Origin of the sequence: Dehalogenimonas etheniformans, from assembly GCF_014672715.2 — a bacterium.
GTDB classification, from domain to species: domain Bacteria; phylum Chloroflexota; class Dehalococcoidia; order Dehalococcoidales; family Dehalococcoidaceae; genus Dehalogenimonas; species Dehalogenimonas etheniformans.
Genome location: NZ_CP058566.2, coordinates 43865 through 57420 on the forward strand (window position 1 = coordinate 43865; position 13556 = coordinate 57420).

A 13556-nucleotide genomic window follows, 5' to 3' on the forward strand; every position below is an offset into this window, starting at 1 on the left:
TTCTTTTACCGAAATTCATTCGGACGTATCTTAAAAAGCTATCACGAAAGAGCAACGGTGTCAATTTGCGAAGCTGTAATGGTCGCATTCAGCCTCAACCTTGCTTCCTGACCGTGTCGTCGTGCTAAAAGCAGTATTGCTCGCCTGGCATGGAGATAGCTTCGCCGGTGCACCGGCCTCGCAACGACGAATAGGAAAGAGTGGCGGGAGGTCCAAGACCTCCCGCCATATCGAAACGGGCGAGTTTTCGAGGCTCACCCAGCTTATTGACGGTTACGACGGACACGTACAACTGCGTATCGGGGCATGGGTTGCCGGAATTTCCAGATCTCATAAAGTACCCGATCCCAGGCATCATAGACGCGGCGCATATTTTACCTCCTCTTGGCACACTCACCGTTTATAACGACGAAACTTGCGTGGATGTTAGCCCCCTGGCGCCATTCAATCGTAAAAATTGGAAAGATGAGTATTTGATGATACAATTACTAAGTATATGATTCGCCTTGCAGAGCGAGAACGCCGGCTTTGATCGTGAGTTTTTACAGCCTGGTTATCGACCGGGCGTTAAGGCGATTACGTCAAAGAACCCCCGAATTTGCAGGGATGAAACCCGGCGACAAAGTGCTGGATGTCTGCTGCGGGACTGGGGACCAGGCAGCTTATCTAGCCTGGCTAGGAATTGACGCGTGGGGGATCGATCTTGACCCCAAGATGATCGCCGTCGCAGAGAGAAAACGGCAGAAATCCGGAAAAGAAAACCTGCATTTTCAGTTGGCCGACGCCACGGCGTTGCCTTTCGGAGATGGATTTTTCGATTACTCAACGATTTCGTTAGCTCTGCACGAAAAGTCACTCGAAACCCAGCAAAAAGTGATTGCTGAGATGCAGCGTGTGACGAAAAAAGGGGGCGGCCGGTTGATCCTGGCCGATTATCCAGTTCCGGCACGGCGGTTCTACCGGTTCGCGGAGATGGTGGTTGGCGGAGAACATTATCTTTGCTTTAAGGCCACCCAGGCTCTAGGCGGGATGGAAGCACTCGCAAAGACACTTGATCTAGGAATTGAAGAGGCAAGCTCCGCGGTTGGCGGCAGCTTTAACCTATTGAAAATTAAGAACTGAGGTGAGGATGTATGGAAGATAGAGTCAAAATCGATCCGGAACTGTGTACCGGCTGCGGGGTCTGCGCGATGATGTGCCCGCGGCAAATCCTCGAGGTAGATGCTGACACTGGCCTCTGCAAGGTTACCGACCAGAGCAAATGTGACCTACTGGGCGGCTGCGAGTTCCAATGCCCAACCGGAGCAATAAGTGTCCGGCGGCCCGCTGTCTCCAGATAGTGAAGTTCCCAAAACCGGAAATGTTAAGAGGCAGGCCGTTCGGCCTGCCTCTTTGTTATTTGCGAAAACGCTGAACAAATGGGTGGGGTTGGTCTACAGTGTTTCCTTGATTTTATTCTTATCCTCGGGCCAGGGCGTAAACAGTTCATCGATAACGTCCGATCCCTCCAGTGGAGTCACCGTGAGCAGGCGTTTGGCGGTGTGGGGGTAGCGGGCGATAAACAGCAATTCGTCTTCGACCAGCGGTTTATGGGAAAGGACATTGGCGTAGCGCACCAGCTCAAGTATCTCCTGGGCTTCTTCCTTGTTCTTGAAGTGCCAGGACATTCGGTCGCTCATGATATGAGAGAAGCCGGAGATACCGGAATATTCTCCGGCGCAGATCTCGCGTCCGGTCTCCACCATTTCGGGATCGCCGCGGCCGAGCTCTTCGAAGCCGTAAAGCTCATAATTGTGAGGGTCTTTGAGGACACCGTCGGCGTGGATGCCGGATTCGTGGGCGAAGGCGTTGGCGCCGACACCGGGCTGGTTGATAGGTATGGGGACGCCGAAAGCGTATGAAGCGAACTTGGCGATCTTCCAGCTCTTGGTTAAGTCGATAGGATTGCCCAGCTCGTATTTGCCCGCAAAGCTCTTGCTTTTGGTCAAGGCCAGCACTGTGGCAACGAGGTCGGCGTTGCCGGCTCGCTCGCCGATGCCGTTGAGGGTGGTGTTGATATAGGCGTCCTGACCGCCATCGATAACGCCGCGAGCCCCGGCTATCGAGTTGGCTACGGCCATTCCAAGGTCACCGTGACAGTGCAATTCTATGGGCATACCGACGGCCTCGGCCAGCGCGCGACAGGTATCGTAGATGGAGAAGGGGTCGTCATAACCAAGGGTGTCGCAGTAACGCAACCGGGTGGCGCCGTGTTCCTTGGCCGCGAGACCATATTCCGTCAGATACTCGAGATCGGTGCGCGAACCATCCTCGGCGTTGACGCCCACAGTTGTGGCGCCGAGGCGGTAAGCGGTGTCAACCGCGGAAGTCATTTCCTTGATGACGTCCTTCCGTGTCTTCTTGCCTTTGAATTTACCATCGATCATCTGATTGGAGGTTGAAATCGAAAGGTTGACATGCTTCAACCCCGGCACCATCTGGAAGCCCAATTCAACGTCCGATGAAATAGCGCGCATCCATCCTTCCAAGCGCAATGGAGCGATGACCCCGAGTTCAGCCAGGCGCAGATTGGCGCGCAGATAGTTCGTTTCGTGTTTGGTGGTGGGGAAACCAAATTCCGATTGGAAAACACCCATCTCGGAAAGGTATAGGTTGACCATGGTCTTTTCCAGTTTGGACAAGCCGAGTTTGGCCGTCTGTACGCCGTCGCGGTTGGTGACATCGATTAAATAAATCTTAGGCACATTTCACCTCAATCGTGGCGGTTAGCGGTGGTAAAGTGTTATGGTAACATATTGGACTATGACCGGCAAACCTGAATTACGAAGAGAGTTGATCGGTATACACAACAAACTTCTAGCCTGCTACGGTGTACAACACTGGTGGCCGGGCGAAACGCCGTTTGAAATCATGGTTGGTGCTATTCTCACCCAGTCAGCGGCCTGGGGTAACGTTGAAAAAGCGATCACAAACCTCAAATCCGCGGGGAAGCTTTCACCATCGGCCATCAGGGACATGCCAATGGTTGACCTCGCCAAAATGGTTTACCCTTCCGGGTATTACAACGCCAAGGCAAGGAAGCTCAAAGCTCTGGCCGAGTGGCTCGGCAAGTATAAGGACGACCTGTCAAGGCTCGACAGATCTCCGACTGTTGATCTGCGGCAGGAACTCCTCGAGATCTACGGAGTAGGGCCGGAGACATCTGACGCGATTTTGCTTTACGTGTTCAAACGGCCGGTATTCGTCATTGATGCCTATACCCGAAGACTATTCAGGCGCCTGGGGGTTGAGCCTCCGGTTGACAATTACGACGGTTGGCAGGCTCTTTTCATGGACAACCTGCCCCACGAATTCGAGTTATTCGCCGAATATCATGCCCTGATCGTTAAACACGGCAAAGACATCTGCCGGAAGTCGCCGCAATGCACCGAATGTTGCCTCAGCAACGAATGTTCAGGAAAGCCCTCCGCCACTAAACCGGTTCACTTGGGCGGACCGACGTGATGTCATCCGCCATTTCGACCATTCCAAGGTAGTCACCCAACGCATCGCGGACGGCCATATACCTGATCCGGATTTTCCGCCCGTCGCTTTTGTCGGTGAAATGCTCTACCAGATCGCTCGCGCCCGATTTGAAATCGGCGATCATTTTGTCGATAGCCGGCCGCGATGACTCCTTGTGGCACAGCCGGACATCACGGCCAATTATCTCCGCCGGGCGGTTGAAGATGCGGTGGCCGGAAAACCAAACGATCCGGTCTTTTTCATCCATGAACGTCAGGTCGACCGGCAATGTGTCCAGCATGGCGGCGATGGTTGAAAGAGGCAGGCTTTCGAGCATGAATATCTCCCTGAAATTGTTGCCGAGATAATACCAGTCAAATTGCCGAAGGGGCAAATGATGTTCCGGCTCATTGCCGACGATGTTATAATTTCTTGAAAATGAAATAAAGCCACCGGGCGCGAGACCTGGGGCAAACGAGGTGATAACATGGCCCGTAAGGAATTCGATTTCAGCGGTTTCACCGGCGTTGAAGTCCGCAACGCCATGAAACTTGAGGTCAAGCGCGGCGATCAGTTCTCGGTAGCGGTCGAAGCAGACGATCAGGCATTGAACGACGTCAAAGTCAGCGTTTTCGGCGGGACGCTCACCGCTAAGCTGGAAGCTCGGTGGGGCCATATCGGCCTGGTTTTTAAGGGGGTTTCAGCTCCAAAGCTAATCGTCACTATGCCGGAACTACGCTCAATCGAACTGGCTGCCGCCAGCAAAGGGGAAATTTCCGGGTTCAGCGGGCTCGATACCTTTCAGGCAACGCTCTCCGGTGCAAGCACCCTGAGCGGCGACGTCGCCTGTAAACAATTGAAACTCGAAGCGGGAGCGGCTTCCCATTTCGAACTCAGCGGTAGCGCCGAGACGGCGAATATCGAACTTACAGCAGCTTCCAACGCCAACCTTGAAAAAATGACTGTTGGAGATGCCCGGATAAAGCTCGGCGGGGCCGCCAGCATGACCATCGACGTCAAAGGCAAACTCGACGCAATCGTTTCAGGCGCCAGCAACCTCCGGTGGTTAGGCACGCCAACACTCGGCGACGTCAAAATAACCGGTGCTTCGAGTTTTACCAAGAAGACATAAAACGCCCGTATCGAGATTGGTCTACACTGTCCGAGTAGGAGGTGCCTTCGGGGCTTTTGTGAGCGCCCGTAAAGAGGCGACTTTCGAAAACTATCCTTAAGGCGAGCCAAAAACTCCTCGTTCGCGGGGTGTTCTTATGTGTGGACATGCCCATAATGAATGGGGAGGACAATAATTATGAAGAAACTTTTTGTGTTGATCGGACTTGCTACGCTTCCACTACTTGGATTAGCCTGTATCCCGTTCGGCAGTATCGTCGGACGCGGACCAACCGAAACTCGATCCCTCGATTTCTCGGAGTTCACCAAGGTAGAGGTCTCCTCGACTTTCGATGTAGAGATTATCCGGGATGCCTCTTATTCGGTGAGCGTCACCACCAACCAAAATATATTTGACTACCTGGACTTCGAGAGAAACGGGGATACGCTGAAGATAAAGCTCAAGAACGGCAACTATACCGTCGCTTCTCTGAAAGCCAGGGTCGCCATGCCGCAGATCGCAAGCTTGCAGGTCACCGTCGCCTCTTCGGCCGCACTCAGCGGTTTTACCTCCAACGAAGGCTTGAAGCTCGCTGCCAGCGGCGCCAGCAGTATAGAACTAGATGGTATCAAATGTGGCGACGTCAACAGCACCATCTCGGGCGCTTCCAAGATCCGCGGCAGCCTGGAAAGCGGCAATACCGTGTTTAACGTCAGCGGGGCATCAAATATCAGCTTCTCAGGCCGAGGCCAAGATCTGAACATGGCGGTTTCCGGCGCCTCACGGGCGACACTCAAAGAATTCGTTACGGCAAGCGCAAAAGTCAATTTTTCCGGCGCCTCGAACGGCGACGTAAACACCTCGGGCAGGCTGGATGTGACCTTGTCGGGGGCTTCATCTTTGAAGTATTACGGAAATCCTACAATGGGCGACGTCAATGTCACAGGAGCGTCAACTTTGAATAAAGGCTAATCGCCAGTCCTTCATCCAAAGCTGCTTCTTTAAACAATCCAGTATGAAGGAGATCAAAGCCAGGTCCTTCATATTGGATTATGTTTTTCTTGCCACCGGGCAATGCTGCTATTATTTAGCTATGAAAGCTCAATACCACGCGGCACTGGATTGGCTCTATGGGTTCGTCGATTATGAGGCGGGACAGCGCCCCCGCGATGCATCCCGATACGACCTTCGGCGGGTACGCCTTTTCCTCGAACGGCTGGGCAACCCTCACCTGATGTCCAAAACTGTCCACATTGCCGGCAGCAAAGGCAAAGGCTCGACGGCAGCAATCATATTTTCAGTGCTGAAAGAGGCAGGTTATAAAACCGGCCTCTATACCTCACCTCACCTTATGGAGACCTACGAACGGTTCAAGATAGGCGACCACTTTATCGACGAAGATGAATTCGTCGAGGAGGTCGAAAGGTTGAAGCCGATCGTTGCCGAGATAAATGCTCAAGCACTTTACGGAGAACTCACCACGTTCGAAATAATGACCGTCCTTGCCTTCGATTATTTTGCTAATAACCAGGTTGACTGGCAGGTCATTGAGGTGGGGCTGGGCGGGAGGCTGGATGCCACTAACATTGTTGAACCTCAGCTCTCGGTCATCACTACGATCAATTTGGAGCATACCGAAGTGCTTGGCGACACCATCCGGGAGATCGCAGCCGAAAAGGCCGGCATTATCAAGCGGGGGGTGCAGGTGGTTTCCGCGCCACAACACGAAGACGCAAAGGAAGTCATCGATTCGACCTGTCGAAAACTAACCGCCCCTTTAACGATAGCCAATCTAGATACCGTGACCCGCTCCAATTTTGAAGACGAATTCCAGACATTCAATATATTGGGCAGGCATGACATCTATGATGTGAAATTGCCGCTGCTAGGTACTTATCAGCGGACCAACTGCGCGACGGCAGTGGCGGCGCTGGAGGCTCTCATCGGTCAAGGTGTAGCCGGCATCGACAAGAAAACAATCGAGGAAGGGCTGTCGAAGACCGATTGGCCAGGGAGGTTTCAGATAATTGATCGATGCCCGCTGGTGATACTCGACGGCGCGCACAACCCAGCCTCTGCCAAGGAGTTGGTGGCTTCCCTCGAGGCCTATCTCGGCCAGGACCTCGGGCCACATCCGGCATCCCTGGTCATAGCGGCATCGGCTGACAAAGATGTAACCGGAATGGCGGAGGTCCTGGCTCTGGCTTTTGATGAATTCATCGTTACCCGCACGCGGCATCCGAGGGCGATGGACGTTGAAACCCTGGGCCGAGCTTTTGAAAAACTCGGCAAGAGGGTTAATTACACGTCAACCACGGCTGAGGCGGTGATTGTGGCCACAAACCTGGCCGGTCTAGATGGGATGGTGTGCGTCACCGGCTCGCTTTTTGCCGTCGGCGAAACCCTAGAAATCTGGAGGAACAGAGCAGCCGGAGAAAATCCCCGGATTATTTAAACCGGGAATTCGGTGACCCGGGCTTCTTCAGACAGCATCGGGCCGAGGACTTTTTCGAGCGCCATGGTATGGCAGCAGCGCCCCCAGGTCACAAAGAAATCACAAGAACAATGCCATTGACCATGTTTCAGTTCGGTGGTATGGATATCGTTTTCGCCGCGGAATTTGACGCTCATGTCGGTAAAGGTGATTCGGTCTTTCTCCTGGGCGTAGCGGTTGGCTTTTTCGATTTTACCGATCAGGCTTGAATACATTTTCTCCTCCTGACTCGTTTATTGGTAAATTAAAAAGCACCGCCGCGCAATGCGCGACAGTGCTTCAGCACACATTTCTACGGGGATCAACTACTCGCATGGCGGGAAGTACCTCTGGATGTTCACGTCCCTATTTTACCCCCGTCGACTGCACTGCGTCTAGGGGTTTTTCGAAATTATTTTTGGGCATTCTCTAAAATCGAAAGACATTCCAAATTCGAATAGACAGTTGACCGGTGGATTAAGCGAAGAACAGTGCGGTGATGAGCGCGTCCTTCTCAATGGAAAGATAACTGGCGATCTCAGTCAAGATGTTGTTCAGGGTAGCCATACGCAATAGTCGCCCTGTGGTGATGGTTATCTGGTGCTCCCGACCGGCCTGGGCCGACATGATTTTCACATGGCAGCCGGTCTGGCGGGTGATCGAGTAACCATAGAGCGCGAGCTGTCTGACAAGGTATTGACCGCCAATGTCTCGAGGGAGTCTCACGACAGGATGACCTCATCTTTCTGAAGACTGAGGCGGACGACTGGTGGGGCGGCTCCATAACCGAAGTGGCAGGCCAGGGCATCGCGGACCTGGGATTTTAATTCATCGAGGGTATCCGCCTCGGTGAAAATGGGTTGTCCAAGAGCCCGGGCGGTGAAGCCGCCTTCGGGGTCTTCCTGAACCAAAAAGATGATCTCATTCATTTTGCGCCCAGATTAGAGAATTGAAGGGATGATTGTCAAGGATTCAGGATGCTTGAGGTTTTAGCTACGGTTTGAGCCACAACGAACATCCATCAGTGATGAAGGTGACTGAGCCAGAAGTATCCATGCGGAAAACGCCATTCTCGATGCACAACGTGTCCAGAGAAGCCACAACCGCCGATGCCGGGTGACCATAACTGTTTTGGCCGACCGGTATAGCGGCTAACTCCGGCTGGGTAACGGCAAGAAATGCAGCCCCGGTCGAGCCGCTCGATCCATGGTGAGCGACTTTTAAAACGGTCGCATCGGGTAGCAACCGGCGGTAAATCAATTCCTGCTCCGCTGCCTGAGGTAAGTCACCAGCAAAGAGCAGCGAAACGTCGCCGAAAGACAAATTTAAGACCAGGCATGAAGAATTGGAATCGGTAATCGTCTTATCGTATGGATTCAAGACTTCAAATTCAAGGCTTCCAGCAAGCCGGATGCGCTGTCCTGCGACTACGGCTGTATCCGCCACTCCTTTTTCATCAATCAACCGGCGCCACTCGCGGTACAGGTCGGTATCGGCGGCAATGCCCGGATCGATTACCTGGTTAACTTTGTAGCGTTTCAAGACCTCAATCAGACCGGTGAGGTGATCGGCATCGACGTGAGTCGAAACGACCAATTCGATGGACCGGTCCCAGAAAGGCATCTTTTTTGAAAGTTCCTGGGCGAGGCGTTGGGGAGAAGGGCCGCCGTCAATGAGAATATCCTGGCCAGCGGGAGTGCGAATGTAGACGGCATCACCCTGGCCGACATCGAGGAAGGTTATCTGTAACCGGTGGTCGCCGGGAAACATCAAGACGCTCGATGTTAAAAAGGTCAGGAGGATGATTGCCGGCACACCGATCGACGCAAAGCGGCCTAGTCTCATAGGTCTTGTGGTGACCTCAGACGCCTGCAACCGTTGCCAGCGCCACAGCCACCAGGCGCAAGCGGCAAGTAAGGCATAGAAGAACCAAATCATTAGCGGATTGAATGCGCCGACGTGCAACGGGGGGATCCGGGCAAAGAGTTCCACTATAACCAGAAGGTAGCTAATGAACAGCCAGGTAATCGCTCCGAAAAGAATCGCCAAAACCGGGTGGACAACGGCAGCTGCACCGGTAAGCAGGCCGCCGAAGATGATGAGGGGCAACGCGGGGGCGGCAGCGAGAGTCGCGACACCGCCTATCAGAGAGACACTCCCGAAGTAATAGGCGACGAGGGGCAAGACGCCAGCAACCGCGGCGGCACTTACCGCCAGACCCTCCGCCAGCCAGCGAAAAATTCCATAGAAGCGTGAATCTTGCCCTGTAAATTTTAGTGCCATACGACGTACAAATTCGTTGATCGGTGGCAGAAGGAAGATGAGACCGGCCATGGCGGCGAAACTCATTTGGAAAGAAGCCGACCATAGCAATTGGGGATTTGCCGCAACCATCAGGGCCGCCGCAAAACAGAGAGCGGCGGCGGCTGCCTTCTGCCTTCCAAGGAACTCAGCCAAAAGGAAGATCGAGGCCATTATGGCGCCACGGACGACCGGCGGAGCCAGACCGGAAAGCACGGTGAAACCCCAGACAGCCGTCATAGCCAGCCAGACATACCAGTAGCCGCGGCGGCCGATCAAACCACGGATGGCGAACAAAAGAACCCCAGCAATGATCGCCAGGTTCTGCCCGGAGACGGCCAGCAGATGCGACGTGCCGGAGGCGGAAAAAGCCTGGTTAACATCGTCGGGGATGCTGGAACGGATGCCGAGAGCAAGACCCTGCGCCAAGGAGGCCTGGGGCTCGGGGAGGGCGGTAGCGATGCCGTCGGCCAGCTTTTGCCTAAGATGGTAAATCCCGGCAAGCACCGGGTTACCGTGTTCAGGGCTGACAGCGGTGACCGGTGGATATAGAACGGTGGCAAAAACCTCGTCATGGGCGAGGTAGGTGCGCCAGTCGAAGGTGTCGAACACCGGGGGCTCAAGCAACTTTCCGGTCAGGGTAATCCGGTCGCCGTATTGATGTTTGGGGAAGGGGGGAACGTAGACCAGGACGGCGCCGGTCAGATTACGTTTGCTGCTGCCGGTGTCGATCGTAACATCAGAAAGACGCAGCGCAACGGACTTCTCCTTTTCTTCCGGCGGACGGCTGACAGTTCCTTCAAAAGTGTATACCGTCGACCCAACATAGAAGGCCACGTGGTTCTCGTCTACCTTAGTCACGGTAGAATGGAAGAATCCAGCCCCACCAACCAGTAAAAGAACAACTAGACAACCGCTAACGGCTTTCAGCCGCCAGCGCCGTACAAACAAAAAGGCGGCGGGAACAATCGCCGCCAAAAGCCACAGCGGCGATGGAGCCACCTGTGAACCGAGCCATATGCCGATAATCCACGCTAGGGACATGACTATAAGGACCAATTTTTTACCCCGACACCGTAATCAAGTCTTTGAGGGCATCAAACGTCGACTGTCCGAAGCCGGGAACCTTGACCAGTTCCATGATATTTACAAAAAGCCCGTGAGACTGGCGATAATCGATAATCGCAGCGGCTTTGACGGCACCGATGCCGGGAAGGGCTTCCAGCAGCCAAGCCTCGGCGGTGTTGATGTTGATCTTCTGAGGAGCGTTGGAGATGCCGCCAATGACCAGTTTTACATTTGAACTGGAGTCAGTTTGACCGCCGGCTGCCTGGAGTAAATCCTCGAGGGTGTCCCCGGCTTTAACAGGGTAAATGCCCGGAAGAGTTACGGCTCCTTCTATGGCAACTGAGGCAAAGGGGGAAGGTTGGGTGGTGGGTGTGTAGATCTCGACCAGGGAGGAATCGCTGCAACCCGAGAGTAGGACCGGCAGAACTAGTGGTATGGTAAGTACAATCGATCGCAAACGTCCTGCCATGGCGCCCCCAAAAAACAAAAATTGATTTAGGCTATACCCTATCTGGAAGGGCGTCAAGGGTTTTTGACCGGGTTTTGACATGCTGAACCGAGGGAATATGATTAACTTGGCAGTCGGAGGAGGCTTAATATGAAGCTGAACTGGCTTTGGACCTTGGGTGTTGGCGTCGCATTGTTTTTTATGACCAACGTAACGATGCAGAGCACCGGCAATCCCAACTTTTTCCCGACGGTAATAATGCTCGGGTCCTTCGTGGTGCCGGTGGCGTTCGTAAGTTTTTTCTATGAACACATTCGCGACAGGGATATTCCTCTGTCTGTATTGGGCGGTTCCTTCCTGCTGGGTGGTGCGATCGGCACCATTGCCGCGGGTCTGCTGGAATACTCCACCCTGACCAGTTCATCGGTTTCAAGTCTGTTCGGGGTGGGCTTGATCGAGGAATCGGCAAAAATCATCGTACCGGTATTCCTATTCTTGGGCTGGAAGTACCGCCATCAAGCTGACGGTCTGCTCTTCGGGGTCACGGTGGGGATGGGTTTTGCCGCACTAGAGACAATGGGTTACGCGCTGGTGACACTGATCCAAAGCCAGGGCGACGTAACCGCCATGAACCAGGTACTCCTGGTCAGGGGTCTTCTGGCGCCGGCTGGCCACGGTGCTTGGACGGGCATCGTTTGCGCCGTATTGTGGAGAGAACGAGCTAAGGCAGGCAAAATCAATATAAACGGCTGGGTAATCGGCGCATTCATCCTTGCAGTGGTCCTTCACGCGTTGTGGGATATCGTAAACAGCCAGAACTCAAACGCCATCGCTTACGGGGGCATGCTCGCGCTGGCAATTGTCAGCCTGGAGTTGCTGTTTGCGCTCTATGCGAGCGCCCGCAAGGAAGCCGGACTAACGCCGATGACAGAACCCACGGATGACGAGAAGTTCGATAAGCGAGGAAAACCCGGCTAAATAGGTTAACTCCTGGATAGATCTTTCCGGCGGTTTGCCGAGCGCATCGCCAGTTCCAGCTGTTCCAAAAATGTTTCGCGGTCACTCGGGGATATAACGACATCCATGCCACCACGCCTGACCAGTTCGACAACATTCTTACTTGAAGTGGCCATTCGAAGTCCCCAGTATACCCAGGCTTCAGCGCCGCCGCCAGGACGGGCTTCTCGGATTGTCGACAAGGGGATATCGTATCTTACCGGCGCACCGAGACAAATGCGCACCCGGTCGTCAAAGATCTGGTATTTGCGCGGGATAATGAAGTAGAACAGCCCAGCCTCGGCAAGAGCGACGATTACCATCAGCCATAAAGTCCCCGGGATGAGAAATCCCAGGAGTAGATCGGCGAAAATCAGCAAACTGATGATGCCGGATATCGGCGCGGTATCGTAACGCGGAGCCGTTTCATAACGGAGTTCCGGCGAATTGCCTATGCTATACATTGAATAGGAATTGGGCGATGTCGCCGTCCTTCATGATGTAGGTCTTGCCTTCTAGTCGAAGAACACCCTGTTTTTTGGCTTCGGCCATCGAACCGGCACGGATAAAATCATCATAGGCGACGATCTCGGCCCGGATGAAACCGCGCTGGATATCGGAGTGGATCTTGCCGGCGGCAAATTGCGCGTTGGTGCCGGCAGTGATACTCCAGGCGCGGCACTCATCGGGGCCGGCGGTGAAGAAAGAGATCAGATTTAAAAGAGCGTAAGACGCTCGAATAGTGCGGGATAGGCCGGTCTCCACCAGCCCGTAGTCGGCGCGGAATTCTGCGGCGGAGGCGGCGTCCATGGTAGCCAGTTCGGCCTCAAGTTTGCCGCAGATGGCGATAAGGCGGCGTTTGTTGCCGGAAAACTTCGCAGTGAATTCTTTTTCGATCTTCTCGACATTTCCCAGGTCTTCCTCGCCGATGTTGATCACCGTCAACAGGGGCTTCGCGGAAAGGAACTGGTACCCCGTCAGCGATTTCTCTTCATCTTCTGTGAGTTCGACGTCGCGCAGGGGGATATCCTTTTCGAGCTCGGCTTTCAAGCGGTTGATCAGGTCCTGCTCGGCAAGGATCTTGGGACGCTCGGTAGCCTTAGCGGCCTTGAGGGACTGTTCGATCTTGCCCAAGCGGCGCTCGATGATCGCCAGATCGGAGAAGGTCAGTTCAAGGTTCATGGCTTCGATGTCCCTGGCAGCGTCGACGGTGAGCTGGGGGTGGGGCACCGAATCGTCTTTAAAGGCGCGGACGACGCTGACAAGCTCATCCATGGCAGAGAGTTCGCGCAGAGCCTCGCCGCCGATGTTCTTGACTGAGGCTCCCAAGTCAAGGTATTTGACCTCGGCGAAGGTGGTTTTTACGGGTTTGAACATCGCCGACAGTTTGTCGATTCGGGCATCCGGAACTTTGGCGATGCCGACGTGGACGGATTCGCCGGGCCGGGCAGCCGCAGCCGCGCCCGTGGCAGCTTCAAAAATGGTGGTGCGGCCGCTCATGGAGAGGCCGATAATGCCGATAGATAAAGCCATTCAATATCCTTTAAAGAAAGTCGGGGACATTATACCATCCGAGGTTAGGAGCTTTCAGCAGTCTAATGTTGTGTTTGAATTTGCCATTTTAACGAAAACGACTCAAACGACTCGGATTTCAG

At 54.1% G+C, this 13556-nt stretch carries 17 protein-coding genes; 7 read left to right on the plus strand and 10 right to left on the minus strand.

The window, feature by feature from the left end:
• Nucleotides 1–124: 124 nt before the first annotated feature.
• Nucleotides 125–334, minus strand: coding sequence for a hypothetical protein (locus HX448_RS00255; protein ID WP_190259881.1), 210 nt, complete (start codon nt 332–334; stop codon nt 125–127).
• 200 nt (nt 335–534) lie between these two features.
• On the opposite strand from HX448_RS00255, the gene HX448_RS00260 reads away from it, so the two are divergent.
• Together HX448_RS00260 and HX448_RS00265 are read left to right on the plus strand one after the other, a co-directional pair.
• Nucleotides 535–1122 (plus strand): class I SAM-dependent methyltransferase, encoded by a 588-nt coding sequence (locus HX448_RS00260; RefSeq protein WP_162485901.1) that lies wholly within the window; start codon nt 535–537, stop codon nt 1120–1122.
• Nucleotides 1123–1133: 11 nt separating this feature from the next.
• Nucleotides 1134–1340, plus strand: a complete 207-nt coding sequence (locus tag HX448_RS00265; RefSeq protein WP_102331121.1) for a 4Fe-4S dicluster domain-containing protein — start codon at nt 1134–1136, stop codon at nt 1338–1340.
• A 93-nt stretch (nt 1341–1433) separates the two neighbouring features.
• On the opposite strand, the gene HX448_RS00270 is transcribed toward HX448_RS00265, so the two are convergent.
• Nucleotides 1434–2744, minus strand: a complete 1311-nt coding sequence (locus tag HX448_RS00270; RefSeq protein ID WP_102331122.1) for a homocitrate synthase/isopropylmalate synthase family protein — start codon at nt 2742–2744, stop codon at nt 1434–1436.
• A 40-nt stretch (nt 2745–2784) separates the two neighbouring features.
• Between HX448_RS00270 and HX448_RS00275 the strand changes: the two genes are divergently transcribed.
• The gene (locus tag HX448_RS00275; RefSeq protein ID WP_226846782.1) at nt 2785–3504 is read left to right on the plus strand and encodes an endonuclease III domain-containing protein; all 720 of its coding nucleotides are present in this window, start codon (nt 2785–2787) and stop codon (nt 3502–3504) included.
• Here HX448_RS00275 and HX448_RS00280 read toward each other — a convergent pair.
• Nucleotides 3473–3841 carry a PAS domain-containing protein gene (locus HX448_RS00280; RefSeq protein WP_162485902.1) on the minus strand — a complete coding sequence of 123 codons (369 nt, stop codon included), beginning with the start codon at nt 3839–3841 and terminating at the stop codon, nt 3473–3475. The two genes, HX448_RS00275 and HX448_RS00280, sit on opposite strands and share 32 nt — an antisense overlap.
• Nucleotides 3842–3991: 150 nt before the next feature.
• Here HX448_RS00280 and HX448_RS00285 point away from each other — a divergent pair, with 150 nt between their 5' ends.
• From HX448_RS00285 to HX448_RS00295, 3 genes are all read left to right on the plus strand, one after another.
• Nucleotides 3992–4636: a head GIN domain-containing protein gene (locus tag HX448_RS00285; RefSeq protein ID WP_102331125.1), complete on the plus strand. Its 645-nt coding sequence runs from the start codon at nt 3992–3994 to the stop codon at nt 4634–4636.
• Nucleotides 4637–4813: 177 nt separating this feature from the next.
• Nucleotides 4814–5587: a head GIN domain-containing protein gene (locus HX448_RS00290; RefSeq protein ID WP_162485903.1), complete on the plus strand. Its 774-nt coding sequence runs from the start codon at nt 4814–4816 to the stop codon at nt 5585–5587.
• Between the two features lie 43 nt (nt 5588–5630).
• The gene (locus HX448_RS00295; protein ID WP_102331127.1) at nt 5631–7070 is read left to right on the plus strand and encodes a bifunctional folylpolyglutamate synthase/dihydrofolate synthase; all 1440 of its coding nucleotides are present in this window, start codon (nt 5631–5633) and stop codon (nt 7068–7070) included.
• Here the strand turns inward: HX448_RS00295 and HX448_RS00300 are convergent.
• The 5 genes from HX448_RS00300 to HX448_RS00320 all read right to left on the minus strand — a co-directional run bounded on the left by HX448_RS00300 (nt 7067) and on the right by HX448_RS00320 (nt 10926).
• Nucleotides 7067–7324, minus strand: a complete 258-nt coding sequence (locus tag HX448_RS00300; RefSeq protein ID WP_102331128.1) for a hypothetical protein — start codon at nt 7322–7324, stop codon at nt 7067–7069. The two genes, HX448_RS00295 and HX448_RS00300, sit on opposite strands and share 4 nt — an antisense overlap.
• Before the next feature lie 241 nt (nt 7325–7565).
• Nucleotides 7566–7814 (minus strand): hypothetical protein, encoded by a 249-nt coding sequence (locus tag HX448_RS00305; RefSeq protein WP_102331129.1) that lies wholly within the window; start codon nt 7812–7814, stop codon nt 7566–7568.
• The gene (locus tag HX448_RS00310) at nt 7811–8017 is read right to left on the minus strand and encodes a 2-oxoisovalerate dehydrogenase (RefSeq protein ID WP_102331130.1); all 207 of its coding nucleotides are present in this window, start codon (nt 8015–8017) and stop codon (nt 7811–7813) included. Before HX448_RS00310 ends, HX448_RS00305 begins: the two co-directional genes overlap by 4 nt.
• Before the next feature lie 64 nt (nt 8018–8081).
• On the minus strand, nt 8082–10448 hold the full coding sequence (locus tag HX448_RS00315; protein ID WP_102331131.1) for a DNA internalization-related competence protein ComEC/Rec2: 2367 nt from the start codon (nt 10446–10448) through the stop codon (nt 8082–8084).
• A 4-nt stretch (nt 10449–10452) separates the two neighbouring features.
• Nucleotides 10453–10926 carry a ComEA family DNA-binding protein gene (locus HX448_RS00320; protein WP_162485904.1) on the minus strand — a complete coding sequence of 158 codons (474 nt, stop codon included), beginning with the start codon at nt 10924–10926 and terminating at the stop codon, nt 10453–10455.
• Nucleotides 10927–11055: 129 nt separating this feature from the next.
• Between HX448_RS00320 and HX448_RS00325 the strand changes: the two genes are divergently transcribed.
• Nucleotides 11056–11883, plus strand: coding sequence for a PrsW family intramembrane metalloprotease (locus HX448_RS00325; RefSeq protein WP_102331133.1), 828 nt, complete (start codon nt 11056–11058; stop codon nt 11881–11883).
• Nucleotides 11884–11888: 5 nt separating this feature from the next.
• Here the strand turns inward: HX448_RS00325 and HX448_RS00330 are convergent, their stop codons facing one another.
• Nucleotides 11889–12365, minus strand: coding sequence for a PH domain-containing protein (locus HX448_RS00330; protein ID WP_102331134.1), 477 nt, complete (start codon nt 12363–12365; stop codon nt 11889–11891).
• Entirely contained in the window at nt 12358–13434 is a 1077-nt protein-coding gene (gene ychF, locus HX448_RS00335; protein ID WP_102331135.1) for a redox-regulated ATPase YchF, read from the minus strand. Before ychF ends, HX448_RS00330 begins: the two co-directional genes overlap by 8 nt.
• Between the last annotated feature and the right edge of the window lie 122 nt (nt 13435–13556).